Below are 23,271 nucleotides of genomic sequence, written 5' to 3'. Positions count from 1 at the left end.
GTTCGATGGCGGCGTTTAAAAAGACTGGCCGATGCCAGCATAAATGCCGAAACTGTTACCACCATCATATTTATCAAGCGGCATGGCGACGTCGAGACGCAGAGGCCCGAAGGGCGTCGCGTAACGCAGGCCGATGCCGGCGCCCGCCCGGATATCGGAAAAATCGGGTGTCACTTCATCCGAAACCACACCCGCATCGATGAAGGGCACGATGCCGATCGTATCCGTGACCTTGATGCGGGCCTCAACGGAGCCGACCACATAGGAGCGGCCGCCCGTCGCGTCGCCGGCGGCATTATAGGGCGATATTTCCTGATAGCTGTAGCCGCGTACCGATCCGCCGCCGCCGGCATAAAAGCGCCTGGTGGTGGGTATGTCCTGCAGATCGCTGCCGCCGACCAGCACACCGCCGGAAAGCTTTCCGGCCATGATCAGCCGGTCCTCGGCGCCAAGCCCCTTGTAGCCCGAAATAGAGCCTTCGAAAGAGGAAAAGAAGGTGCCGTTCAGCGCTTCATAGCTCGGCTTGGCGGCCAGCGATGCGCGAAAGCCTTCGGTCGGATTGAGCTTGTCGTCGCGTGTGTCGCGAACGAATTCCAGCGGAATGGAGGTGGTGAGATATTCGTTCTTGCCGAATGCATCTTCCGTATCGGCCCATTGCACCTCAAGGCCGGCTGCGGCGGTATCGGTATCGTTCAGCTCGTAGGCGAAACCGGCCGTGCCCGTCACGGTCTTGGCGTCGTATGTATCGGGATGTTCGGTCTTGGCAATCAGGCTGGTCTTGAACGTGGTGCGCGGATTGAACATGCCGGGCTTGGTGAAGGTGATGCCCGCCGAATAATCCATGCCTTCGACGCTTGATGCCTCGGCGATGCGCGAGACCGAGCCTTCGATACGCAGCGATTCCGCCTGTCCGAAAAGGTTTCTGTGGCCCCAATAACCCTGAAGGCCGATGCCTTCCGTGGTGGAATATTGGGCGCCGACACCGAAATAACGGTGCTTGCCTTCAGACACTTCGATGGCGAGCGGAATGGTGCCGTCGCGCGCCAGCGTGCCGGCTTCCTTGATCGTCAGGCTGGAAAAGACGCCCAGCTGGCGCAGCCGGTCCGCGGCCTTGCGCAGCTTTTCCGGCGAATAGGGTTCGCCGCCATTGAGGCGCGAATAACGGCGGATGAAATCGCCATCGACGGTTTTTTCGCCTGTTACGGTAACCGTGCCCAGTGGGGCAACCGGCCCGCCGTCTGCTGCCATGGTAATGTCAACCGTATTTGTCGCGTGGTTTGCCACCGCCTCGCGTTTCGTCAGCTTGGCAAGCGGACGGCCTTCGGCCTTCAGATCGTCGATCAGCTTGTTGCCGGCGCGGATGATTGCCAGAGACCCGGCCTCGCCGCCGGTGGTCAGACCGTATTCCTCTAGGTCGCGGCCCGTCACATCGCCTTCAAGCCGGACGCTGCCCAGCGTGAATTTCGGACCCGGCGTCACCGTTATGACCACCGGTACGGGCGCGCTGTGATCAAAGACGGGATTGGGCGGCAGGGCATCCACATCCTTGCCGGCGACGGTGACCTTGACGATGCCGCCGTAACGGGCGTTTTCGTAAAGTGCTGCAATCAGTCTGTCCCTGTCGTCTCTTGCCTTTATCAGAAGGCCGAGATCGCCGGAGGCGGGCTTGTCCTTGTCGGCGAGAAGAAGTGAGCTGTTTTCGAGGCTGCCTTTAAGGGACTTATCGGCATCGGGAGCGTCAAGCGTGATGGCGTATTTGACGGGATTGATAACCTCGACCTCAGGTTCTTCCGAACCCCAAAGGCGCATACCGAACAGTTTGAAGGCAAAGGCGTCACGGGTAAACGCCGGATACAGGGCGAACGTGAAAGCAACCGCAAGTGCGGTGCCAGCTTTCCGATACGCAATACCTGTCTTCGGGTTAGTTCGTGTTCTTCGCATAAGCTGCTTTATGGTTGAGCATTTATTTTGGCTCCAACCCGTTTCCTGTCCGTTAACATTGCAATTTAATCATAAATAAACGGCGTTGAGGACCCTTTGGCTTGCGTTTTGCCCGCCTTAACGCAAAAAGCCCCGGGTGACCGGGGCTTCTGTGCAACGGTATTTCGCGGTGCGATTAACGGCAACGCGCCGTGTAACGCTGACCGTACTGGTCGCGATAATAGCAATAGCCCGGCTCGGAAGCATTGCCGATCAAGGCGCCGCCCACGCCGCCGATGGCCGCACCCACTGCCGCGCCACGAACATTGCCCGTGATAGCGCCGCCAAGGACCGCACCGGAAACGGCACCGATCGAAGCACCCTTTTCGGTCTGCGTGCAGCTTGCAAGCGACAGGCCGACCAGCGCAAATATGATTGCCTTTTTCATGAAACTCTCTCCAACGTTACAATGAGCTCTTCGGCTCGGTAGGCGTCCCATATTTATCTGCGGCGACTGCTACCTCCGACCGCCACAGATAACTAACAATTCGATGCCGTTAAGGGAAGCCTCATGTTTCGGGGATTCCTCCGCGCGTAAATCGATTGCGTGCCAGACAACGGAGCTACGCGAAAAAGGTTCCAAAATTCGTGGTTTTTTGATGTGAATCAATTTTGTACTTTTCATCGGCGGCTATAAACGGTTTATTGGAATGGTTCAAAACAACGGCGAATTGACGCAGACGCGGTTAAAGTGGCCCGAAAGGGTTGACGGTCCCGGTGTCGGAGCGGAAAACGGTCTGGTCAATTCTGGAGCATGGCATGGACTTCGAGGCATTTTTCACGACGGAACTGCAAAGCCTGCATTCTGAGGGACGTTATCGCGTTTTTGCGGATATCGAACGCCAGCAGGGCAATTTTCCCCGCGCGACACGGTATAACGCCAATGGCGAGCGCAAGGACGTAACGGTCTGGTGCTCCAACGACTATCTCGGCATGGGCCAGAACCCGAAAGTCATCGAAGCCATGAAAGCGGCGATCGATCACTGTGGCGCGGGTGCGGGAGGCACCCGGAATATTTCTGGTACCAACCATTACCATGTGCTTCTTGAACAGGAACTTGCCGATCTGCACGGCAAGGAATCGGCGCTGATCTTCACCTCGGGTTATGTGTCCAACTGGGCCACCCTCGGCACACTCGGCCAGAAGATTCCGGGCCTCATCATTTTCTCCGATGCGCTCAACCATGCATCGATGATCGAGGGTATCCGTTACGGTCGTTGCGAACGGGTGATCTGGAAGCACAACGATCTCGAAGATCTCGAGGCAAAGCTCAAGGCCGCTGATCCAGATGCGCCGAAACTGATCGCCTTTGAATCGGTCTATTCGATGGATGGCGATATCGCGCCTATCAAGGAAATCTGTGATCTGGCCGATCGTTATAGTGCCATGACCTATCTCGACGAGGTTCACGCCGTTGGCATGTATGGCCCGCGCGGTGGCGGCATTGCCGAGCGCGAAGGCCTGATGGATCGCCTGACGATCATCGAAGGAACGCTTGGCAAGGCCTTCGGCGTGATGGGTGGTTATATTACCGGCTCCACTGCGGTCTGCGACTTCATTCGCTCTTTCGCCTCCGGTTTCATCTTCACCACGGCCCTGCCGCCGTCGCTCGCTGCCGGCGCCATTGCCTCGATCCAGCATCTGAAGGCCAGCCCTTTCGAGCGCGCCCGCCATCAGGACCGGGTGCGCAAGCTGCGCGGCCTTCTGGACGCGCGCGGTATTCCGCATATGGACAATCCGAGCCACATCGTACCGGTCATGGTCGGCGATGCCGCCAAGTGCAAGTGGATTTCGGATATCCTGCTCGACAATCACGGCGTCTATGTGCAGCCGATCAATTATCCGACCGTGCCGCGCAAGACCGAGCGCCTGCGCATCACCCCGACACCGCTGCATAGCGATGCCGATATTGAGCAGCTGGTTGGTGCGCTGCATCAGCTCTGGTCGCATTGCGCGTTGGCGCGGGCGGTGGCGTGAAGCCGTAGCTCAAATAAAAGCAGACAGGGCCGCGTTTACGCGGCCTTTTCTTTGGTGGAGATCAACTTGCGGGCGTGGCGGCGGGCTTCTTCGTCCGCCGTAAACACATCTTCAATCGTGGAGGCGGAGCGGCCGTCATGCATGCGGTCCATGACCGTTTCGACGATTTCGGCCATGTCGAGGAAGCCGATGCCGCCCGCGACGAAGGCGTGAAAGGCGGTCTCTTCGGCTGCGTTCAGGGCCGCGCCCTGCAAACCACCACGCTCCAGCGCCATACGGGCGAGCCGCAACGCGGGGAAGCGGGCTTCATCCGGTGCCTCGAAATCGAGCCGCGCCAGTTTTGCGAAATCCAGTCGTTCCACGCTGAGATTACCGCGCTCAGGATAGGTAAGGGCATAGGAGATGGCGGTGCGCATGTCTGGCGAACCGAGCTGGGCGATATAGGAGCCGTCGGTGTAACCGACCATTGAATGTATGATCGACTGCGGGTGGACGATCACCTCCACCTGATCGGGCCGGAGATCGAAGAGATATTTCGCCTCGATCATTTCCAGCCCCTTGTTGAACATGGAGGCGCTGCCGATGGATACCTTCAGCCCCATCGACCAGTTGGGATGGGCGCGGGCAATATCGGCCGTTACATTGGCCATCTCGTCGCGTGACCAGGTGCGGAACGGACCGCCGGAGGCCGTCAGCACGATGCGTTCCACGGCCTGTTTGTGGTCGCCCGTCAGGCACTGGAAGATCGCGCTGTGTTCGCTGTCGACCGGGATCAGCCTGCCGCCGCCCTGTTTGACCGTGCGCAGAAAAACATCACCGGCTGAAACGAGGCATTCCTTGTTGGCAAGGGCGATATCGGCGCCGCGCCGGGCGGCTGTCAGCGTCGGGGCAAGGCCGGGCGTCCCGGCAATCGCCGCCATCACCCAGCCGGCATCCATCGACGCGGCTTCTTCAAGGCCTGATTTGCCAGCGGCAACTTTTATGCCGGTGCCGGCAAGGGCTGATTTCAATGCTTCATATTTGTCATCTTCGGCCGTCACCACCATCTGTGCGCCGAATTGACGCGCCTGCTCTGCCAGAAGTGCGATGTTTCCCGCGCCAGTCAGCGCCATGATCTGGAATTGGTCGCGGCCACCGAGCTGACGCACGACATCCAGCGTGTTGGTGCCGATCGAACCGGTCGAACCCAATATCGTCAGTTTGCGTGGCATTTCACTGGCATTCGTCATCTTCGGTCCGTTGGTATTGTGCGGTTCGCACCTTTTAGAGCATGCCATTCTTGCGAAACCGCTGCACAGTTTCGGTGACATGCACTAGCCTCTACTCGCGAAAATCAGCCATAACAAGGATAAAGCCCGGCTATTGTTTTTGCGGATGGCAAAGCCATATGCAAGAAAAACGATGAGAGGACTTAGATGCGACGTTTCCTGGTTTCCAGCGGATGGATTTTTGCGGCAAGCCTTGTGCTGGTGCTGGTCTTTATTCCTCTCGATCCACGTCTTTCCGAAAGCGCGCAGGCCCTGCCCGGAACGATCGTCTCCTTCAATCGCGCCATCACCGATTTCGGAACCTTCAGCTGGATGCTTTATTCCACGGGCGCCCTTGCCATTCTTGCCTATGTCGGCGCACGGGTTTTGCAGGCGCAGACCTATGCCGGTCGCTTGAGAACCGCATGGCGGCTTCTCGCCTATTTTTTCCTGACGATCGGAACGGCGAGCATTCTCGTCCACACGCTGAAATTCCTGATCGGGCGGGCGCGGCCGGAGCTTTTCCTGGAAATGGGGGCCTATAGCCTCACGCCGTTTACCGGGGATAATCTCTATGAAAGCTTTCCCTCCGGTCATTCGACCGCTGCCGGTGCGTTTTTCGGCGTTTTCGCCATGCTGATGCCGCGCTTCCGCTGGGCGTTTCTTTTGCTCGCCCTTGTCATCGGCGTTTCGCGTGTCATCGTTGGCGCGCATTATCCAAGCGATGTCGCCGTGGGGCTGCTGCTCGGTATGTGGACGGCCATGGCCTTCGCTTTTATCTTTGCTCGGTCCGAAATGCTGTTTCGGTTCGATGCCTATGGTTGGCCGCAGCCGAAAAATGCAAATCTTCCGGTGGCGGATCCACGATAGGGACGTTTAACGGGGCGGAAACGGAGAGATGTGATGGAAGAAGCGAAGGTCGTGCCGGAAAATGACGGTAAGGCGGTTCAGTACATCCATACCTCCGTTGCCATTGCCGGCGGTGGGCCGGCGGGTGTGATGCTTGGCCTGCTGCTTGCGCGCAGCGGTATCGATGTAACGGTGGTCGAGAAACACGGGGATTTCCTGCGCGATTTTCGCGGCGACACCATTCATCCCTCCACACTTGAACTGATGGAGCAGCTGGGTTTCATCGAGGAGTTCCTGAGCCTGCCGCATACGCGTGCGGCACGGCTGAACGCGGTTATCGGCGGCGAGCGTATCACGATTGCGGATTTTTCCCGGCTGCCGGTCCGCCATCGTTTCATCGCCTTCATGCCGCAATGGGATTTTCTCAATTTCATCGTCGGCAAGGCCGGGCAATATGAGAACTTCCGGCTGCTTATGAATGCGCCGGTCACCAGCCTGATCGAGCGCGCCGGGCGTGTCGGCGGTCTCATCGTCAATACACCTGATGGTGTGATCGAGATTGCCGCTGATCTGGTGGTGGGTGCGGATGGCCGCACTTCCATAGTCCGGGAGGCGGCGGGGCTCGAAATCCAGCGGTTCGGTATTCCGACCGAGGTGCTGTGGATGCGCCTTTCGAAGCAGCCGGGTGATTCGACCGAAACCATGGGACACGTCGGTTCGCGGCAGGGGTTCGTGATGATCAACCGGGGTGATTACTGGCAATGCGGTTATGTGGTGCGCAAAGGCTTTTTCGCGGACATAAAGCTGCAGGGACTTGAAGCGTTCAGGGACAGGGTGGCGGAAATTTGCCCTTTCCCGCGCGAGAGGCTTGACGAGCTTAAGAGCTGGGATGACGTGCATCTCCTGACCGTTCGCATCGACCGGCTGAAGCGTTGGTGGAAACCCGGTCTGATCTGCATTGGGGACGCGGCCCATGCCATGTCGCCGGTTGGCGGTGTCGGCGTCAATCTGGCCGTTCAGGATGCCGTTGCCGCTGCCAACGTGCTCGTGCCGGTATTTTTGTCCGGCCGGCCCGTTGGTGACGATGATCTCGCCGCAATCGAAAAACGGCGATCCTTCCCAACCAAGGCCACGCAATTTCTGCAGCGGATGATGCGTATCGGTCGCAAGAAGGGGCAGGCGGAGGAGTCGGAAAAGCCGAAAGGTCCGCCGGCCCTCGTGCTGGCGCTCATGCGATTTCCGCTTCTTGCCCATTTGACCGGGCGGCTGGTCGGGCTGGGCTTCCGCCGGGAAAAGATCGAGACATAAGACCGCTCAGGCAGGGACGGCGATTTCCTTCTCATATTTCAGTCCGATGACGGCGGAACCGATCAGCCCCGGCTCGATCCGGCAAATGGCAGGCACGACCAGCGGGCGATTGAAACGCCGGAGAACGCGGCCCCTGACCGCTTCGTCCAGAGCGATCAGAAGCTCTCGTGAATTCGAAAGCCCACCGCCGACAGGCACGATGGTTGCGCCGGTGACGTTGATCACCATCGCCAATGGTGAGGCGAGAATATCAATGAGAACATCGATGGTTCTCGCGGCCTGCGCATCGCCCGCCTGCCAGGCGGAGATGATGTCCTCGCTGGTCATCTCCTGCCGGTGAAGATGCAAATGCAGTTTTTCCATGCCGCGGGCGCTGCCGATCGCATCGACGCAACCGGTGAGGCCACAGCCGCACTCAAAACGCGGTAGCGCTACCGGCGGGTTGCCCGCCAATGTGGCAGCCACCGGCCCATGGCCCCATTCACCGGCGAAACCGCCATCGCTGTTGATGAGCCTGCCATCGATGACCAGCCCGCCGCCGACACCCGTTCCGAGGATGACGCCGAAGACGACACGATGGCCCTGTCCGGAACCGATTTCCGATTCGGCGATCACGAAACAATCGGCATCGTTTGAAACGATGACAGGAAGGTTGAGCGCTTTTTCCAACTCGTCCTTCAGCACCCTGCCATGGATACTCTGAATATTGGCAACGGTGGCCTTGCCGGTTTCGGGATCGATGACGCCGGCAATCGACAGCGACACGCAGGCGGGCGAACCGCCGCTCTCGTCGATGACGGACTTCAGGCCGGCTGCGAAATCCTCGAAACTGGTTTTCGGTGTCGGTATGCGCGGCACGGGGCGAATATCATCGGGGGCATAAGCAATGGCCCCCTTGATGGTCGTTCCGCCAATATCGAAACAAACGATCATTGTTCAGGCTCCGGAGCGCGCTGCATCGTGGATTTTTTCTCCGCCGATCCATGTGGAGTGCATTTGAAGGTCTGGTGTCAGCACGACGAAATCCGCATCGGAACCGGTCTGGAGTTTTCCCTTAGCCGTCGCACCGATGGCTTCTGCCGGATAAGCGGAGGCCATTCTCAAGGCTTCCTCCAGCGGCAGGTCCATCTTCTCATGCATGAAACGGATGCAGGAGAGCATGTCGATATCCGCCCCCGCCAGCGTGCCATCGGCGAGTGTAAGGCGTCCGCCATTGCGGTAGACGCGCCTGCCGTTCAGTTCGAAGCCGTCATCATCCGTGCCGATGGTGGACATGGCATCTGTGACGAGGAAGATGCGGGCGGGGCCGTTCTTGGCGCGCAGCGCAATGCCGATTGCGGCCGGATCGACATGGAAACCATCGGCGATCAGCCCGCAATCCAGTTTTCCGTTCGAGAGTGCGGCTCCCACCAGACCGGGTTCGCGATGGCCAAGCGGGCTCATGGCGTTGAAGAGATGGGTTACCATGGAAGCGCCGGCATCAGCATAGGCCGTCGCCACATCGAGACCTGTGTCGGTGTGGCCGAGGCTGACGACGATGCCTGCTTTTCGGAGCATTGTAACCTGCTCCTTGGTGACGTTCTCCGGCGCAATGGTGGTCAGCACGAAGGCGAGCTCCGCCTTGCAACGGGTCAGAACCTCAAGATCGGCTGCTTCCATCTTTCGGATCAGCGCCGGATCATGGGTGCCCTTGCGTGCGACCGAAAGATGTGGCCCCTCGAAATGCAGACCGAGGAAACCCGGCACATTTGCCGTACTGGCGGCGATGCCCGCCTGTGCCGCTTTGGAGGTCACATCCGGCTGGTCGGTGATGAGCGTGACCATCAGCGCCGTGGTGCCGAATTTTGCGTGGGCGGAGCAGATGCGCGCGATGCCGGCCACATCCGGCTGGTTGTTGAACATGACCCCGCCGCCGCCATTGACCTGAAGGTCTATGAAGCCCGGCGCGATGAGCAATCCGTTCGCATCAATCACTTCGGCTTCGGCAGGCACGTTGTGTGAGATGGCGGTGACATGTCCGTCGCTGGTCAGTAGCGCCTTGCCATCATGCCAGGCGGCGCCATCGAAAATACGGGCGCCGACAAATGCCTTTATGCCGCTCATTGGGTTTCCGTTACCTTCTTCAATGCCGCCGGCGCATCCGGGTTGAAGCCGCGTGCGCGCGACAATTGCTCGATGAAGCCGTAAAACGGCGCGATGAGCAACAGGGCATCGGTCAGCGGATGGTTGGTCTCGACGAAGGGCAGGGGCTTGGCCGGGCTGCCTTTTGCGGATGTGACGAAAACATTTGCGCCCTTATGGGCAAGATTTGCGGCGATATCCGTCACCGAAGTCTCGGCGCGGTCGCGTGCGGCAAAGGCGATGACCGGGAATTTCGGGGTGACCAGCGAAACAGGGCCATGCATGACTTCCGCCGAGGAGTAGGCTTCCGCGTGCAGTTCGCAGGTTTCCTTGCATTTCAGCGCGGCTTCTGCGGCAATGGCAAGGGCAGGGCCTCGGCCCAGCATATAAAGCGATTCTTCGCCCTTCACCGCCTCGGCAATCTGGCTCCAGTCCAGCGCAACGGCTCTTGCGAAATTCTGCGGCAGGTCGCTGACGGCTTTGGCGAGCAGGCTGTCTTCCGTCCACTCGGCAAGGATCGCGAGGCCGGCAACGATGGAGTTGACGAAGGATTTGGTGGCGGCGACCGCTTTTTCCGGTCCCGCCTGAATGTCGATGGCCTGATTGGCCGCATTGCCAAGCGGAGAGGGCAGGGTGTTGACGAGAGAGAAGGTGAGCGCTCCGCCCTTGCGGGCGCTTTCCGCCAGCGCAACGATATCAGGGCTTTTGCCCGATTGCGACACGGCGAAGGCCGCCGCCCGTTCCAGCCGCAGTTTCGTCTGGTAGATCGAGGCGAGCGAGGGCCCGAGCGACGCGACCGGCAGTCCGGTCTGCAATTCGATCGCATATTTCAGGAAATGCGCGGCGTGATCTGAGGATCCGCGCGCAATCGTGACGATAACGGCTGGATCGCGGGCCTTCAGCTGGCTGCCGGCTTCCTGAAAATCATTTTTCGCATTGTCCAGCAGACGGGCGACGGCATCGGGAATCTCGTTGATTTCCTGGCGCATCAGGGTTGTCATCGTTTCGTGTCCTTGGTCGGTGTGTTTCACTCTGAGGTCATCGTCAATTCGGCGACGAGGTCATAGGCGTCGCTGCGGTAAAGGGCGCGTGATATTTCCATGAGCCGTCCGCTTTCCAGATAGGCCATACGCTGAACGGACAGCGCTGCCGAGCCCGGCGGAACGCCCAGCAGCAGCGTTTCCTCATCCGTCAGATTGCGGGCGGAAATGCGCTGAATGGCACGGACGGGGCGAATGCCGTTTTTCTCAAGCTCCAGATAAAGCGAGTTCTCGACCAGCTGCGGGTCGGGCAGAAGATCACCGGGCAGGCTCGTCACTTCGAGCGCAATCGGCTGGTCATTGGCAAGGCGTAGGCGGGTAAGCCGCGCCACCATGGCGGATTGGGAAAGGCCGAGCGCCATCATCTCGTCGCCGGTCGGATAGAACAATCCCCTGTCCAGCCAGCGCGTGCTTGCGGCCATGCCGCGGCGGCGCATATCTTCCGTAAACGAGGTAAGCTTGGTCAGTGGCTGCTGCATGCGGGTGATGGGTTTGACGACAAAGGTGCCGGAACCGTGCCTGCGGACCAGAAGACCGTCGCGCACCAGATCATCCACCGCCTTGCGCACCGTCACGCGGCTGACGCAGGCGCTTTCGGCAATGTCACGCTCGGGCGGCAGGGCGTCACCATGCTTCAGCCGACCGCCATTGATGGCGTCTTCAATCGTCTGACGCAGTTTCAGATAGAGCGGGCCGCCGCCTCCCGATTGCAGGTCATCCAGATTAAGCACTGCCCCGTTCATCCATAACCTCTGTCACAATTAATGTGGCCAATTCTGGCTATACCATACGCGCCATAATCAGCAATACCAAAATAAAACCATTAACGAATTTGTACGATTAATAGGGGATTTATTCGGTAGTTTGCCGAATAATAAGGCTTTGTGCTTGAAATTCGTCCATTAACCAAAAAATTTTTCCGGTTGCAGATATTGCTCTAGACGATTGGCATTTTTTTGGTATTGTTTTCGCAGCGGTGGTCGACGGCGCTCTGTTGCGCACTCGTATCGCTGGGAAAAATCGGTCTCCGGTCCTGAGTTGGACGTGCGAAATCGAATTTAACTTGACCGTCTTGAAAATTAATTTCATCGTGGCAGGAAATTATCGCAGATAACTGAATGGCCAACGTAGAAATGGTCACTTCTGCGAAAATGAATTACGAATGAACAGGGAACAAAGTTCATGAAGGTGGGAATTATCGGACTCGGATTCCGTCTCGGTTATCTGGGCTACGTTTTTCATGAAATCGACAAGGATTTCGAGATCGTCGGTTATGTCGATCCCGCTCCGGCTGGCCTGCCGGGTCTGCAGGAAAAGGGCATTTCGGTCGGCAAGGCGTATGACAGCCCCGAGGCGCTGATCGCCAACGAAAATTTCGATCTTCTGATGATCGGCTCGCCGAACCATATGCACCTGGAGCATATCCGCCTCGGGCTCGAAGCCGGTTGCACCATCTTCAGTGAAAAGCCGATCGTCGTCAGCATCGAGGAAAGCCTTGAGCTTGCCCGACTGCTCAACAAGCACGGTCATGAGCGGCTACTGGTGGGCCTTGTCCTGCGTTATTCGCCGCTTTACCGCGATCTGCGCGCCGCTCAGGCCGAAGGCAAGCTCGGCGATGTTGTTTCCATCGAGGCCTCGGAACATATTCCGCCCTATCATGGTGCGTTCTTCATGCGCGACTGGCGGCGTTACGAGCATTATTCCGGCTCCTTCATGCTGGAAAAATGCTGCCACGATCTCGATCTTTATAATGGCGTCGTCGGTGCGCGGCCGCGGTTCGTATCGAGCTTCGGCGGTCGCAAGAGCTTCACGCTTGCCAATGCCCCGCAAAATGACGGCATCAACGACATGGAAGTCTATCACCGCAAGCCAAGCGGCTGGATGGGTTCCGAAAAGGTTTTCGACAGTGACGGCGACATCATCGATTACCAGACGGCGATCGTTGAATATGAAAATGGCGCGTCGCTTGCCTTCCATACCAATCTCAACGTTCCCGATGATTTCCGCCGCTTCTGCGTGATCGGCGCCAAGGGCATGGCGGAGGGTGACTTCGTGCGCGGCTTCCTCAACGTGCATAATGCCCGGACAAACGAAAAGACCGTGGCCAAGACCTATTCGGCGGCCACCACGCTCTCGCAGCATTATGGTGCGGACGAGCAGATGGCAGAGGATGTGATCGCCCATATCGTCAAGGGTGAGCCCTTGCCGGTTTCCGCACTCGATGCGATCGAGGCCGGCATTCTGGCGCTTGCCATGGATGAGGCGCGCCACGGCCGCAAGGTGGTGGACCTCAAGCCGGTCTGGGATGAATATGACTTGGCGCTCCATGGGCAGCCAAAATCCTCCGCCGTGAAATCGGCTTAAGGGGGCGCTGCGATGGATGCGAAACGCAGCGCGGTCGTCTTTGCCTGGCTTCTTCTTCTGCCGGCACTTTTATACATCACAGTTATCGTTGCTTATCCGCTCGTCGATACCTTCATCCTGTCGTTTACCGATGCGTCGCTCAGAAAAACGACGAATTGGGTGGGTTTCATCAATTACGAGAAGATCTTCAACGCAACTTTTGCCGATGTCATCACGCGGACCTTTGTCTGGACGTTCTTTTCCGTCTCGATAAAGATGATCATTGGCACATTTGGTGCGGTTCTTCTGAATTCGGCCGTGCCTGGCCGGGCGCTGTTCCGTATCCTGACGATGCCGCCGTGGATTGTGCCGATGGCTATCGGCATCTTCATGTGGGGCTGGATGTATAACGGCCAGTTCGGCATGATTTCCGGCGTGCTGCAGAATCTCGGTCTGGTAAACGGCCCGGTCGCGTTCCTTGCCTATGGCAACACGGCCTTCTGGGCGACGATCATCACCGATGTGTGGATCGGCGTGCCGATGGTGACGCTTTATCTGCTGGCTGCCATTCAGGCCATCCCGCAGGACCTCTATGAGGCGGCGTGGACGGACGGCGCCAGCCGCGCTTACCGCTTCCGCCGCATCACGCTGCCGCTGATGCTGCCTGCCATGATCACCATGTCGATGATCTCGCTGATTTCGACCTTCAACTCGTTCGACATCATCTGGATCCTGACGCAGGGCGGCCCGACCGGCCAAACGACGACCATGATCATCGACACATACAAGACGGCGATCGGCTCTTACAAATACGGTGAAGGTGCGGCCCGCGCCGTGCTGATCTGCATCTTCCTGTCGATCTTCACTTACTTCTACTTCCGCATCACCAGCCGTATCTCGCAGGAGGCCAGCCGATGACCGACAAAAATGCGATGATCAACCGCTACCGGTGGTATGAAATGGTCGGGATTTATTGCGGCATCGCCGTATTCCTGACCTTCGTGCTGGCGCCCTTCGTGGAAGGCTTTCTGGTTTCGCTGAAACCGCTCAGCCTGCTTTTCTCCTCGCCTTACAAGTTCTGGCCGCAAAACGGCTCCTTCGAGGCCTATCGGACCATGTGGGTCAGCGTTCCGGGCTTTGCCCGTTACGTTTTCAATTCCTTCTTCATCTCGACGATCTCAACCATCATCGTCCTCCTGCTGGTGGTGCCGGCATCCTATGCCTTTGCCCGGTTCCAGTTTCGTGGGCGTGGACAGCTGCTGGGTGCGTTTCTGGCGATCAACATGTTCTCAGGCGCGGTGCTTTTGATCCCGCTTTACCAGCTGATGCGCAATATGGGTGTGCTGAACACCTATCTGGCGATGATCATTCCCGGCGCCGCTTTCCTGATCCCCACCGCCATCTGGCTGCTGCGTACCTATATGCTGCGCATTCCGCGGGAGCTGGAAGAGGCGGCCTATGTGGATGGCGCGAGCTATTTCTATACATTCCGCCGGGTGATCCTGCCGCTGGCGATGCCTGGCATCGCCGTCGTCTCCATCACCACCTTCATCGGCGCTTATGCCCAGCAGTTCATCTTCGCGCTCACCTTCAATTCCAAGACCGAATATATGCCGCTGCCCATCGGCCTGTTTGCCTATTTCGGTCGTCAGGAAGTCATCTGGAATGAGTTGATGGCGGCCAGCTTCGTCGGCATCGCGCCGGCCATGGTCGTGATCTTCTTCATGCAACGATATCTCGTCAGCGGGCTTACCGCCGGCGCGGTGAAATAAACAACAACCGGAACGACCACCAAAACGGGAGACTAATTATGGCACTGAAACATTACGGATTGGCGCTTTGCGCATTCGCATTTGCCGGTTCCACTGCCCTTACCACGGTGACGGCACATGCCGCCGACAAGGAGATCAGCTGGATCTATTGCGGCGACAAGATGGACCCCATCCATGAAAAATACATCAAGGAATGGGAAGGCAAGAATGCCGGCTTCAAGGTTGTTCCGGAAGTCGTTGGCTGGGCGCAGTGCCAGGACAAGGCAACGACGCTTGCTGCCGCTGGCACCCCGGTCGCCATGGCCTATGTCGGTTCGCGCACGCTGAAGCAGTTCGCGCAGAACGATCTCATCGTTCCGGTGCCGATGACGGAAGACGAAAAGAAGACCTATTATCCCAACATCGTCGACACTGTAACCTTCGAGGACACACAGTGGGGTGTACCGGTCGCCTTCTCGACCAAGGCGCTCTATTGGAACAAGGACCTGTTCAAGCAGGCGGGTCTCGACCCCGAAGTGCCGCCGAAGACCTGGGCTGAAGAAATCGCCTTCGCCAAGCAGATCAAGGAAAAGACCGGCATTGCCGGTTATGGCCTGCCCGCCAAGACCTTCGACAACACCATGCACCAGTTCATGCATTGGGTTTATACCAATAACGGCAAGGTCATCGACGGCGACAAGATCACCGTCGACAGCCCGCAGGTCGTTGCAGCCCTCACGGCTTACAAGGACATCACGCCTTATTCCGTCGAAGGTCCGACGGCCTATGAGCAGAACGAAATCCGCGCCATCTTCCTTGATGGCAAGGTCGGCATGATCCAGGCCGGTTCGGGTGCTGCAACCCGCCTGCAGGAAACCAAGATCAACTGGGGCATTGCCACGTTGCCGCTCGGTCCCGAAGCCAAGGGTCCCGGCACGCTGCTCATCACCGACAGCCTTGCGATCTTCAAGGGAACCGGCGTGGAAGAAAAGGCGACAGAATTCGCCAAATTCATCACTTCGCCCGGCCCGCAGGGCGAATACGAATTGCAGGGCGGCGCTGGCCTCACCCCGCTGCGTCCGTCGCCTAAGGTCGATGAATTCATCGCCAAGGATCCCTTCTGGAAGCCGCTGATCGACGGTATCGCCTATGGTGGTCCCGAGCCGCTCTTCACCGACTACAAGGGTTTCCAGGACACGATGATCGAGATGGTGCAGTCTGTCGTCACCGGCAAGGCTACGCCGGAGGATGCCGCGAAGAAGGCCTCCACCGCTCTCGAGCAGTATAAATAATCCACAATGCGACGGTTGCGGGCGCAGGTCGCCCGCAACCTCATGAATTCGCCGCGAGAATGCCAGCCGCTGTGACGGAAGGGGCTTCCCGTGTTTTTCAACGGTTCCGGTAAGGCGCGGTTTTCCCCCGTGTTGCGGAACGTCTCTGAACGCAGCCTGATGTCGGCTGGTGACGGGAGAGGCAAGTTTTGGGTCAGCTTTATCTCAACAACGTCCGCAAGAACTATGGACATTTCGAAGTCATCAAGGGCGTTCAGCTCGACATCAGGGATGGCGAGTTCGTCGTTTTTGTCGGCCCTTCGGGATGCGGCAAATCCACATTGCTGCGCATGATCGCCGGCCTTGAGGATATTACCGCCGGTGACGTCGTCATTAACGGCGTGAAGGTCAATGAATTGCCGCCGGTCAAACGCGGCATCGCCATGGTCTTCCAGTCCTATGCGCTCTATCCGCATATGACGGTTTTCGAAAACATCGCTTTTCCGCTCCGCGTCGAAAAGATGGAAGAGAGCAAGATCAAGGAAAAGGTCGAAGGGGTTGCCAAGATCCTGCAACTCGACCAGCGTCTGCAGCAGCGCCCCGGCATGTTGTCCGGCGGTCAGCGCCAGCGCGTGGCGATCGGCCGTGCCATCGTTCGCGAGCCGAAGATATTCCTGTTCGATGAGCCGCTTTCCAACCTCGATGCGGCACTTCGTGCCGACATGCGCATCGAGCTTACCAATCTTCACCGGACGCTGCAGGCGACGATGATCTATGTCACCCACGATCAAGTCGAGGCCATGACGATGGCCGACCGCATCGTGGTGCTGAATGCCGGGGAAATCGCCCAGGTCGGCGCGCCCCTCGAGCTCTATCACAAGCCCGCCAACCTGTTTGTCGCCGGTTTCATCGGAAATCCGAAAATGAATTTCCTGAAGGTCATTTGCAAATCCGTCGGCGCCGAAGGCGTGACTGTGGAATATGAGGGCCAGACGGTAACGGTGCCGGTGGAGCCTCGCGCCGGCCTTGAAGGCAGGCAACTGACGCTTGGCATTCGCCCGGAACATACCGGTCTTGAAACGGCTGACCTCAATGTGAAGGTGTCGCCCAGCGTCATCGAGCGGCTGGGGGTGAACACGATCGCTTATGGCGTAGCCCCGACGGGCGAGAACTATTGCGCGCTGCTGTCCGGTTCAGCGCCTGTCGTCGTTGATGAACCGATCATCACCGGCATCAAGGCATCGGATTGCCACCTGTTCGATGAAAGTGGCATTGCGCTGGAACGGCGCGTCGACCTTTCAGTCCTCAAGCTTATCCAGTAAGGGGCAGGAACCGGGCCATGAAATCTGTTTTCCCGTGCCCGGCTGTTTCTGACGCGATGCATTTCCGGCGGTCTTCCGTCGTCGCCGCCAGACGAAAAAACAACGCCGGGATTTCGGCCCGGCGTTCGCAACGTTCCCGCATGCCTGCTCTATCATGGCATGGGATTGGGCATGTAACCGGTGAAACCGCTGATCTTCCAGCGTCCTTCGTGCAGCCGGCAATAATAGAGCGTCTGCCATTTCATGACGTCGAAGCCGCCATCGGCTTTGCGAAGCCCGCCGTCGAATTTCTTGCGAACCAGAGCAGTTTCGCCTTCCACTTCGATTTCTTCCAGCGTGGTGGTGGCAAAGATGGCGCCCCTTGGGTCTTCGGCAAATTGCTGGGTTTGAAAATCCTTGGCCTGTTTCAGCCACTCGTCGCGATAGGCGGCGAGCGACGGGAACGACAGGCGCCAATTGTCCGGGTTAGCCTCACGATTGGCGTTAATGCCGAGAAAGCCGTCCTCGACGAAATCGTCTGCGACCTGCGACCAGTCGGCGGCGAGGAAAGCATCGATGTCCCGTGTCACCAGCATTTCCCAGATCGAATGGCGGGCGGTGTCTGTTTCGGCAAAGGGGTTCTTGAATGGATCGCGCATGGTTATGGTCCGTTGTTGAAATTATTTTCAGGATTTGGAGATTTCTCTGGCGCAGATTGTTGGCATATGCTCATCTCGCAATCAACAGAGAAAATGATTTTCAAATCAAGGATGTGCGGCGTGTCGTCATCGGGACGAAAGATGATCGATTCAGGGGTATGTACGGTTGACGGGCGTCTCGGATTAGGATGCATCGGTAACGGGGCCAAGCCTTAAGTTTTGGCGGAACGGAGACCGGTGAACATGGATATTTTCGCAAGAATACAGGAAGACAGGGGGCAGTTCTCGCAATCGGAACGGCGGATCGCCGATATTCTGGTTTCGGACTTCGAATTTGCCGTCAATGCCTCGATCATCGAGCTTGCGGCCCGCGCCGAGGTTTCTCCGCCGACGGTGACGCGTTTCTGCCGTCGTGTGGGTTGTCTGAGCTTTTCAGATTTCAAGGTCAGCCTCGCCAAGACCGCTTATGTGGGCATTCGTTATCTAACCTCGGAACCATCAAGCACGGGCCCGTCGGATGTTGCCGAGGAGGTGCTTGCCAAGGCGCAGGAGGCGCTTTTCCTGCTGCACAAGACGCTTGACCCCGCCCTTGCCGAAAAGGCAGCGATCAAGATTGCCAATGGCGGCATGATCTACGCCTTCGGTGCCGGCGGTAATTCCTCGATGATCGCTTCGGAAATCCAGAACCGGCTGTTCCGCCTTGGGCTGCGCGTCTCCACCAGTGCCGATCACAGCATGCAACTGATGATGACGGCCGCCGCGCGCAAGGAGGACGTGATTATCGGTTCGTCCTTTTCCGGTCGCAATATGGAACTGGTGAAGTGTTTCAGGCTGGCGCGGGAAATGGGGGTGACCACCATCGCGCTGACCCAGAGTGACACGCCGCTGGCCGTGGCTGCCGATATCGTCGTGGCTGTCAATGTGCCCGAGGGAAACAACATCTTCCGCCCGACCTCGTCGCGTTACGCCTATCTGGCAGCCGTCGATATTCTGGCGACACTTGCCGCTTATCACCATCGGCAAAGGTCGATGGTGACGTTGCGTCACATCAAACAGCAGCTCGTGGAACATCGCGATTCGGATGACAAGCAATTGCTCGGTGACTGAGCAAGGACAATGAAAAAACAGGGGCTGCATTGCCTGATATCCCGCACCATGGCGGGTTGGAAAGCTTCAAGGGAGTGGTAGGAGATGAAGGACAGGAAAGACCAGCTCGCCGTCGTTACCGGCGCGGCAGGTGACATTGGTCGGGCGATTGCGGCGGCGCTTTCTGAAAGTCACGCGAAGGTGGTGTTGGTCGATATCGATGGCGGCGCCCTGTCCAATGCGCTTTCGCAGCTTTCCGATCCCGGCTTCGTTACGAAAACCTGTGATGTCACCGATCCGCAGGACCTTGCGCGGCTGGCCGCTGAGGTTGCGGAATTGGGCGACGTCGCAACCCTCGTCAACAATGCGGGTGCCGCAAGGGCCGTGAGCCTGCACGACACGACCGCTGACATATGGCGCAAGGACAATGCCCTCAATCTCGAAGCGCCGTTTCTCTGCTTCAGGGCTTTTGAGGATGCGCTGAAGCGGACAGAGGGGTCGGTGGTCAACATTACCTCCGTCAACGGCATGGCCGTATTCGGCCATCCGGCCTATAGCGCGGCAAAGGCCGGATTGATCCATCTGACGAAGCTGATCGCTGTCGAATACGGCAAATTCGGTATTCGCGCTAACGCCGTTGCGCCCGGAACCGTGCGCACACAGGCATGGGAAGCACGGGCGGCCAGCAATCCGCAGGTCTTCGAGGAGGCGAAGCACTGGTATCCGCTGCAGCGGATCGTGCGGCCCGAAGATGTGGCCAGCGCGGTTGCCTTTCTGGCCGGTCCACAGGCGCAGGCCATCAGCGGCGTGTGCCTGCCGGTCGATTGCGGGCTGACGGCGGGGCAGGCGCCGCTAGCCCGGACTTTTTCGCAATCCGAACACTACTGATCGAAGCCCTTTCACGGGCTCAAAACGCAATGAAGGGGAGCATCATGGCGCTCGCAAATTACCGTCTCGAAAATTCATGGCACCCGCTCGCAGAGTCCGCATCCGGCGGCTTTACGTTCACGCTGGTCAATCTTTCCCGCGAACCGCTGAAGGATTTTCGCATCGTCTACACCTCGCTGACGCGGACGGTGGACAAGCCGGCTTGCGGCAATGCCGTTTATCTGCGCCGCAATGCCAATTTCCATGAGTTTGCGCCGCCAGCCGGTTTCGTGCTTGAAGCGGGGAAATCCTGGCGCTTCACCGTCGACGGTCTCCTGAGGCCTGCCCGGCATCGCACCGACGGGGCGAAATCCGCCTATGTCAGCCTTGCCGATGGGACACATCGTGCAGTTGATGTCGGCGATCTGATGCTGGATGGGCGGCATAGCGAGCCGGCGCCCGTGCTGCTTCCGGAAGGCGAGCTCGAACTACCTTTCGCCATCCAGCCGTGGCCTGCTGAAATCAATGCCGAACCGGGTGAGGGCTTTCCAGTCGCGCTTTTCCCGACGGAAGACGCTAGTACGGAAGAAGTTTTTGCGGTGGAAACCGTGCTGTCGCTGTTCCGTAGGCTTTTTGCCGTTGGCCATGTGCCGTTCAGCCTTGCGCCGACTCATGAGGGTAAACCGCTCCATTTCAAGCAGCATAGCGGGCTGGAAGCCGAGGGTTATCGTCTCACCTTTTCCGGAGAAGCGGTGGTTGTGGAATATTCGGCCGCTGCCGGTCTGCAATATGGCCTGACCGTTCTGGCGCAATTGCTGCATGGCGCGCGTATTGATCCCAAATTCCGCTTCCCGACGTCGGGCAGCATCAGCGATGCGCCACGTTACAGCTGGCGCGGCTGCCATCTGGATGTCTCGCGGCAATTTTATCCGACCGGCGATGTCGTGCGGCTTATCGATATTCTCGCATGGCTGCGCATGAACCGTTTCCATTGGCATCTGACGGATGACGAAGCGTGGCGTCTCGAAATCAAGGCCTATCCGCTGCTGACCACCGTTGGCGCGACACGTGGTCCGGATGCGCCGCTTCTGCCGCAGCTCGGCAACGGGGCTGAACCGGTTTCGGGCTATTACACCCAGGACGACGTGCGCAGGGTTGTTGCCCATGCGGCGGCATTGAATATCGAAATTGTGCCGGAGGTCGATATTCCCGGCCATAGCACCGCGGCTCTCACCGCCTATCCGGATCTGACGGACGGGCAGGAAGCGCCGGACAGCTATCGTTCAGTGCAGGGATATCCGAACAATGCGCTCAACCCCGCTATCGAGCCGACCTATGAGTTCCTCGGCAAGATATTCGACGAGATGGTGGAGCTGTTCCCGTCGCGGCTGATTCATATCGGCGGCGATGAGGTTGCGGATGGTTCATGGTTGGCCTCGCCGCTTGCCAAGGCACTGATGGAAAAGGAGGGGCTCGACGGCACCTTCGGCATCCAGTCCTATTTCATGAAGCGCATTCAGGCGATGCTGCATGAGCGCGGTCGCCAGCTTGCCGGTTGGGACGAGGTTTCGCACGGCGGCGGTGTCGATCCGGCGGGAACATTGCTGATGGCATGGCAGAAGCCGGAAGTCGGTCTTGAGCTTGCAAAACAGGGTTATGACGTGGTGATGACGCCGGGCCAGGCCTATTATCTTGACATGGTGCAGGATGAGGCCTGGCAGGAGCCGGGTGCGAGCTGGGCCGGCACCGTTCCGCCTTCGCATACCTATGCCTATGAGGCCGTCGGCGAATTTCCCGAGGAATTGAAGGAGCGGATGAAAGGTGTTCAGGCCTGCATCTGGTCCGAACATTTCCTCAACCGCGCCTATTTCAACCATCTGGTTTTCCCGCGGCTACCGGCCATTGCCGAGGCGGCATGGACGCCAAAGGCGCAGAAGGACTGGCTGCGGTTCTCCGCCATCGTTCCCTTGAGCCCGGTTTATTAAGGGGGAAGGTGCCATGCGTATTGCCGTTGGTGGAATCCATACCGAATGCAGCACCTATTCGCCGGTGCTGATGGGCGAACAGGATTTTCGCGTCTTTCGCGGCGCGGAGCTTCTGGAGGCGGAATACTTCAATTTTCTCGGTGAAGGCGGGGCGGACGTGCTGCCGCTTTTGCACGCTCGTGCCGTGCCGGGTGGCCCGGTGTCGCGTGCGGCTTATGATGCGTTCAAGGCGGAGTTTCTTGACCGTCTCAAGGCTTGCCTGCCGCTCGACGGGCTTTATCTCGCCATGCATGGCGCGATGAATGTCGAAGGCATGGATGATGCAGAGGGGGACTGGATTTCCAGCGCCCGCACTGTCGTTGGGCCGGATGTGATCATTTCCGCAAGCTACGACCTGCATGGCAATGTCAGCCAGACCATCATCGATCAGCTGGATATATTCGCCGGCTACCGAACTGCGCCACATATCGACGTGCGCGAGACGATGGTGCGGGCCTGGACGATGTTGCTCAAAGCCCTGAAAACGGGTGAAAAGCCCGGCGTGGCTTGGGCGAAAATTCCCGTTCTCCTGCCCGGTGAAAAGACGTCCACCGAAGATGAACCGGCCAAAAGCCTTTATGCGGTTCTGCCGGGTTATGACGCCCGGCCCGGTATATGGGATGCGAATTTTATGATCGGTTACGTCTGGGCCGATGAGCCACGGGCGACGGCCTGCGCGGTGGTGACGGGATCGGATCGAGAGGCTGCACAGGCCGTTGCGGCCGAAATCGCGCAATCTTACTGGGATGCCCGGCAGAATTTTCGTTTCGGTCCTGTGACGGAACCGCTTGAGGCTATTCTGGATATTGCGGAAAAGACGGCTACCGGGCCGATCATTCTCGCTGACTCAGGCGACAATCCAACGGGTGGCGGGGTCGGCGATCGTGCCGATGTTCTGGCAGCGCTGATTGCGCGCAACTGGCAGGGTGCTCTCCTGGGCGGCATAACCGACCGACCGGCGGTTGAAGCCTGCTTTGCGGCTGGCGAGGGGGCAAGCCTTTCCCTAACGATTGGCGGCAGCCTCGACCCGCAGAGCCCGTCGGTCACCGTCGAAGCCAAGGTCCTGAAATTGGACGGTTCCGGCGCTGCGGATCAGCGACAGGCGGTGGTGGGCATCGGTGGTATCACCGTCATTCTGGCGGCGCGGCGCAGGCCCTATCACATGATTTCGGATTTCACCCGTCTCGGTTTCGATCCGAAGGCGGTGAAGCTGCTGGTCGTCAAGTCTGGTTATCTTTCGCCGGAACTTGCGCCGATCGCCAATCCCAACCTGATGGCGCTGACGGAAGGCGTTATCAATCAGGATATCGAAAACCTTCCCAACCGCCGCCGGGATGGGGATTTTTACCCATGGAAGCCGCATTTCGATTATATGCCCAAACCCATTCTTTCGGCCCGCTGGCGATGACAGCGGTCCGGTAGCTTTTATCCAGCGATCCGGCGGGGC

20 protein-coding genes are annotated in these 23,271 nt (G+C 58.6%); 12 read left to right on the top strand and 8 right to left on the bottom strand.

Features of this window, described 5'->3' with window-relative positions; genetic code table 11:
• Positions 1 to 15: 15 nt before the first annotated feature.
• A complete protein-coding gene (locus CFBP6623_RS12520; protein ID WP_046799523.1) occupies positions 16 to 1,941 on the bottom strand; it encodes an autotransporter assembly complex protein TamA in 1,926 nt (641 codons plus the stop codon).
• Positions 1,942 to 2,116: 175 nt separating this feature from the next.
• Positions 2,117 to 2,368 (bottom strand): YMGG-like glycine zipper-containing protein, encoded by a 252-nt coding sequence (locus CFBP6623_RS12515; RefSeq protein WP_003492347.1) that lies wholly within the window; start codon positions 2,366 to 2,368, stop codon positions 2,117 to 2,119.
• A gap of 371 nt (positions 2,369 to 2,739) precedes the next feature.
• Between CFBP6623_RS12515 and hemA the strand changes: the two genes are divergently transcribed.
• The gene (gene hemA, locus CFBP6623_RS12510; RefSeq protein WP_046799522.1) at positions 2,740 to 3,957 is read left to right on the top strand and encodes a 5-aminolevulinate synthase; all 1,218 of its coding nucleotides are present in this window, start codon (positions 2,740 to 2,742) and stop codon (positions 3,955 to 3,957) included.
• Between the two features lie 35 nt (positions 3,958 to 3,992).
• On the opposite strand, the gene CFBP6623_RS12505 is transcribed toward hemA, so the two are convergent.
• Positions 3,993 to 5,186 carry a 1-deoxy-D-xylulose-5-phosphate reductoisomerase gene (locus CFBP6623_RS12505; RefSeq protein ID WP_046799521.1) on the bottom strand — a complete coding sequence of 398 codons (1,194 nt, stop codon included), beginning with the start codon at positions 5,184 to 5,186 and terminating at the stop codon, positions 3,993 to 3,995.
• A 186-nt stretch (positions 5,187 to 5,372) separates the two neighbouring features.
• Between CFBP6623_RS12505 and CFBP6623_RS12500 the strand changes: the two genes are divergently transcribed.
• Positions 5,373 to 6,074 carry a phosphatase PAP2 family protein gene (locus CFBP6623_RS12500; RefSeq protein WP_046799520.1) on the top strand — a complete coding sequence of 234 codons (702 nt, stop codon included), beginning with the start codon at positions 5,373 to 5,375 and terminating at the stop codon, positions 6,072 to 6,074.
• A gap of 33 nt (positions 6,075 to 6,107) precedes the next feature.
• Complete coding sequence (locus tag CFBP6623_RS12495) at positions 6,108 to 7,361, top strand: FAD-dependent oxidoreductase (protein WP_046799519.1); 1,254 nt, start codon at positions 6,108 to 6,110, stop codon at positions 7,359 to 7,361.
• Positions 7,362 to 7,367: 6 nt separating this feature from the next.
• Here CFBP6623_RS12495 and CFBP6623_RS12490 read toward each other — a convergent pair whose 3' ends face one another.
• Genes CFBP6623_RS12490 through CFBP6623_RS12475 form a run of 4 tightly spaced genes read right to left on the bottom strand, consistent with a single transcriptional unit; the run spans position 7,368 to position 11,265 of the window.
• A complete protein-coding gene (locus CFBP6623_RS12490; RefSeq protein ID WP_046799518.1) occupies positions 7,368 to 8,294 on the bottom strand; it encodes an ROK family protein in 927 nt (308 codons plus the stop codon).
• A 3-nt stretch (positions 8,295 to 8,297) separates the two neighbouring features.
• Positions 8,298 to 9,464, bottom strand: a complete 1,167-nt coding sequence (gene nagA / locus CFBP6623_RS12485) for an N-acetylglucosamine-6-phosphate deacetylase (protein ID WP_062654427.1) — start codon at positions 9,462 to 9,464, stop codon at positions 8,298 to 8,300.
• Entirely contained in the window at positions 9,461 to 10,483 is a 1,023-nt protein-coding gene (locus tag CFBP6623_RS12480) for an SIS domain-containing protein (RefSeq protein ID WP_046799516.1), read from the bottom strand. The genes nagA and CFBP6623_RS12480 overlap by 4 nt, the downstream gene beginning before the upstream one ends.
• A gap of 26 nt (positions 10,484 to 10,509) precedes the next feature.
• Complete coding sequence (locus CFBP6623_RS12475) at positions 10,510 to 11,265, bottom strand: GntR family transcriptional regulator (RefSeq protein WP_046799515.1); 756 nt, start codon at positions 11,263 to 11,265, stop codon at positions 10,510 to 10,512.
• A gap of 439 nt (positions 11,266 to 11,704) precedes the next feature.
• On the opposite strand from CFBP6623_RS12475, the gene CFBP6623_RS12465 reads away from it, so the two are divergent.
• The 5 genes from CFBP6623_RS12465 (at position 11,705) to CFBP6623_RS12445 (ending at position 17,209) form a co-directional block, all read left to right on the top strand.
• On the top strand, positions 11,705 to 12,886 hold the full coding sequence (locus CFBP6623_RS12465; protein ID WP_046799514.1) for a Gfo/Idh/MocA family protein: 1,182 nt from the start codon (positions 11,705 to 11,707) through the stop codon (positions 12,884 to 12,886).
• Positions 12,887 to 12,898: 12 nt separating this feature from the next.
• Positions 12,899 to 13,783: a carbohydrate ABC transporter permease gene (locus CFBP6623_RS12460; RefSeq protein ID WP_046799513.1), complete on the top strand. Its 885-nt coding sequence runs from the start codon at positions 12,899 to 12,901 to the stop codon at positions 13,781 to 13,783.
• The gene (locus tag CFBP6623_RS12455) at positions 13,780 to 14,637 is read left to right on the top strand and encodes a carbohydrate ABC transporter permease (protein ID WP_046799512.1); all 858 of its coding nucleotides are present in this window, start codon (positions 13,780 to 13,782) and stop codon (positions 14,635 to 14,637) included. Before CFBP6623_RS12460 ends, CFBP6623_RS12455 begins: the two co-directional genes overlap by 4 nt.
• 38 nt (positions 14,638 to 14,675) lie before the next feature.
• Complete coding sequence (locus tag CFBP6623_RS12450; protein ID WP_046799511.1) at positions 14,676 to 15,908, top strand: ABC transporter substrate-binding protein; 1,233 nt, start codon at positions 14,676 to 14,678, stop codon at positions 15,906 to 15,908.
• Positions 15,909 to 16,096: 188 nt separating this feature from the next.
• Positions 16,097 to 17,209 (top strand): ABC transporter ATP-binding protein, encoded by a 1,113-nt coding sequence (locus CFBP6623_RS12445; RefSeq protein WP_046799510.1) that lies wholly within the window; start codon positions 16,097 to 16,099, stop codon positions 17,207 to 17,209.
• A gap of 152 nt (positions 17,210 to 17,361) precedes the next feature.
• Here the strand turns inward: CFBP6623_RS12445 and CFBP6623_RS12440 are convergent, their stop codons facing one another.
• Positions 17,362 to 17,847, bottom strand: coding sequence for a hypothetical protein (locus CFBP6623_RS12440; RefSeq protein ID WP_046799509.1), 486 nt, complete (start codon positions 17,845 to 17,847; stop codon positions 17,362 to 17,364).
• Positions 17,848 to 18,090: 243 nt separating this feature from the next.
• Between CFBP6623_RS12440 and CFBP6623_RS12435 the strand changes: the two genes are divergently transcribed.
• The 4 genes from CFBP6623_RS12435 to CFBP6623_RS12420 all read left to right on the top strand — a co-directional run bounded on the left by CFBP6623_RS12435 (position 18,091) and on the right by CFBP6623_RS12420 (position 23,232).
• The gene (locus tag CFBP6623_RS12435; RefSeq protein WP_046799507.1) at positions 18,091 to 18,954 is read left to right on the top strand and encodes a MurR/RpiR family transcriptional regulator; all 864 of its coding nucleotides are present in this window, start codon (positions 18,091 to 18,093) and stop codon (positions 18,952 to 18,954) included.
• 84 nt (positions 18,955 to 19,038) lie between these two features.
• Positions 19,039 to 19,821: an SDR family oxidoreductase gene (locus tag CFBP6623_RS12430; protein WP_046799506.1), complete on the top strand. Its 783-nt coding sequence runs from the start codon at positions 19,039 to 19,041 to the stop codon at positions 19,819 to 19,821.
• Between the two features lie 44 nt (positions 19,822 to 19,865).
• A complete protein-coding gene (locus tag CFBP6623_RS12425) occupies positions 19,866 to 21,785 on the top strand; it encodes a beta-N-acetylhexosaminidase (protein WP_046799749.1) in 1,920 nt (639 codons plus the stop codon).
• A gap of 13 nt (positions 21,786 to 21,798) precedes the next feature.
• Positions 21,799 to 23,232, top strand: a complete 1,434-nt coding sequence (locus CFBP6623_RS12420; RefSeq protein ID WP_046799505.1) for a M81 family metallopeptidase — start codon at positions 21,799 to 21,801, stop codon at positions 23,230 to 23,232.
• Positions 23,233 to 23,271: the final 39 nt, after the last annotated feature.

The organism is Agrobacterium tumefaciens, assembly GCF_005221385.1.
In the GTDB taxonomy this organism is placed as follows: Bacteria; Pseudomonadota; Alphaproteobacteria; order Rhizobiales; family Rhizobiaceae; genus Agrobacterium; species Agrobacterium tomkonis.
Note: the sequence above shows the minus strand (reverse complement) of the source record. Positions and strands in the feature narration are given on the sequence as shown.

Excerpts from the sequence above, each read along its gene's own strand:
- CFBP6623_RS12465 (WP_046799514.1), top strand. The coding sequence starts at position 11,705 with ATGAAGGTGGGAATTATCGGACTCGGATTCCGTCTCGGTTATCTGGGC.
- CFBP6623_RS12505 (WP_046799521.1), bottom strand. The coding sequence starts at position 5,186 with ATGACGAATGCCAGTGAAATGCCACGCAAACTGACGATATTGGGTTCG.
- CFBP6623_RS12480 (WP_046799516.1), bottom strand. The coding sequence starts at position 10,483 with ATGACAACCCTGATGCGCCAGGAAATCAACGAGATTCCCGATGCCGTC.
- CFBP6623_RS12440 (WP_046799509.1), bottom strand. The coding sequence starts at position 17,847 with ATGCGCGATCCATTCAAGAACCCCTTTGCCGAAACAGACACCGCCCGC.
- hemA (WP_046799522.1), top strand. The coding sequence starts at position 2,740 with ATGGACTTCGAGGCATTTTTCACGACGGAACTGCAAAGCCTGCATTCT.
- CFBP6623_RS12475 (WP_046799515.1), bottom strand. The coding sequence starts at position 11,265 with ATGAACGGGGCAGTGCTTAATCTGGATGACCTGCAATCGGGAGGCGGC.
- CFBP6623_RS12455 (WP_046799512.1), top strand. The coding sequence starts at position 13,780 with ATGACCGACAAAAATGCGATGATCAACCGCTACCGGTGGTATGAAATG.
- CFBP6623_RS12460 (WP_046799513.1), top strand. The coding sequence starts at position 12,899 with ATGGATGCGAAACGCAGCGCGGTCGTCTTTGCCTGGCTTCTTCTTCTG.
- CFBP6623_RS12500 (WP_046799520.1), top strand. The coding sequence starts at position 5,373 with ATGCGACGTTTCCTGGTTTCCAGCGGATGGATTTTTGCGGCAAGCCTT.
- CFBP6623_RS12420 (WP_046799505.1), top strand. The coding sequence starts at position 21,799 with ATGCGTATTGCCGTTGGTGGAATCCATACCGAATGCAGCACCTATTCG.
- CFBP6623_RS12490 (WP_046799518.1), bottom strand. The coding sequence starts at position 8,294 with ATGATCGTTTGTTTCGATATTGGCGGAACGACCATCAAGGGGGCCATT.
- CFBP6623_RS12430 (WP_046799506.1), top strand. The coding sequence starts at position 19,039 with ATGAAGGACAGGAAAGACCAGCTCGCCGTCGTTACCGGCGCGGCAGGT.
- nagA (WP_062654427.1), bottom strand. The coding sequence starts at position 9,464 with ATGAGCGGCATAAAGGCATTTGTCGGCGCCCGTATTTTCGATGGCGCC.
- CFBP6623_RS12435 (WP_046799507.1), top strand. The coding sequence starts at position 18,091 with ATGGATATTTTCGCAAGAATACAGGAAGACAGGGGGCAGTTCTCGCAA.
- CFBP6623_RS12515 (WP_003492347.1), bottom strand. The coding sequence starts at position 2,368 with ATGAAAAAGGCAATCATATTTGCGCTGGTCGGCCTGTCGCTTGCAAGC.
- CFBP6623_RS12425 (WP_046799749.1), top strand. The coding sequence starts at position 19,866 with ATGGCGCTCGCAAATTACCGTCTCGAAAATTCATGGCACCCGCTCGCA.
- CFBP6623_RS12495 (WP_046799519.1), top strand. The coding sequence starts at position 6,108 with ATGGAAGAAGCGAAGGTCGTGCCGGAAAATGACGGTAAGGCGGTTCAG.
- CFBP6623_RS12520 (WP_046799523.1), bottom strand. The coding sequence starts at position 1,941 with ATGCGAAGAACACGAACTAACCCGAAGACAGGTATTGCGTATCGGAAA.
- CFBP6623_RS12450 (WP_046799511.1), top strand. The coding sequence starts at position 14,676 with ATGGCACTGAAACATTACGGATTGGCGCTTTGCGCATTCGCATTTGCC.